Source organism: Oleiphilus sp. HI0117, from assembly GCF_001635235.1.
Window position 1 is genome coordinate 1 of record NZ_LWGA01000110.1, and the last position, 943, is coordinate 943.

Annotated in this window: 1 protein-coding gene; it reads left to right on the forward strand. The window is 43.8% G+C overall.

Annotated elements, in window-relative coordinates:
- The coding region (gene gnd, locus A3757_RS01535; protein ID WP_068739047.1) for a decarboxylating NADP(+)-dependent phosphogluconate dehydrogenase at positions 1 to 943 on the forward strand (943 nt) is incomplete at both ends.

Consider the following 943-nt stretch of genomic DNA (forward strand, 5'->3'; position numbering starts at 1 on the left):
TACATTGAACAGCTACTTCCTTTGCTAGATGATGGTGATGTCATTATTGATGGGGGCAACTCCGACTATCGAGACACGGCTCGACGAGTAGAGTCATTATCTGAAAAAAATATTCACTATCTCGGTATCGGTGTTTCCGGTGGTGAAGAAGGTGCACGTTATGGGCCGTCTATCATGCCTGGTGGTGATGAGCGAGCCTGGCCGCTAGTAAAGCCTATATTTCAGGCTATTGCGGCGCGCACCGATGCTGGTGAAATTTGCTGCGACTGGGTTGGCTCGGGCGGTGCAGGGCATTTTGTGAAAATGGTTCACAATGGCATCGAATATGGTGATATGCAGCTCATCTCTGAGGCTTATCATTTTATGAAGAGTGGGTTGAATTTGAATCACCCTGAAATGCAGAAAAGTTTCTCGGCATGGAATAAAACAGAGTTAGATAGTTATTTAGTTGAAATAACAGCCAATATTCTTGGCTTTTATGAAGATGGGCAGCCCTTAGTAGAGAGCATTCTTGATACGGCAGGGCAGAAAGGAACCGGTAAACTGACTGCAAATAGCGCACTTGAAAACGGTGTACCTTTGAGCTTGATTAGTGAGTCGGTCTTTGCACGATATATCTCCAGTTTCAAAGAAGAGCGAATCGCTGCTGAAACAGCTTTCGCGCGTGAGATATCTAGTGTTGGTGGAGATAAGGACGATTGGCTTGAAGCGTTGAGAGAGTCCTTATTGGCGTCTAAGATCATCTCTTATGCTCAAGGTTTCATGTTAATGAAGCAAGTTTCAAACAACTTGGATTGGAATCTGAACTTCGGGAATATTGCTTTAATGTGGCGAGGAGGTTGCATTATCCGAAGTCGTTTTCTAGAGAATATTCGTGACGCCTTTATAAAGAACCCTGAGCTCTCTTTCTTAGGAATCGATGACTATTTTCAACAATTATTGA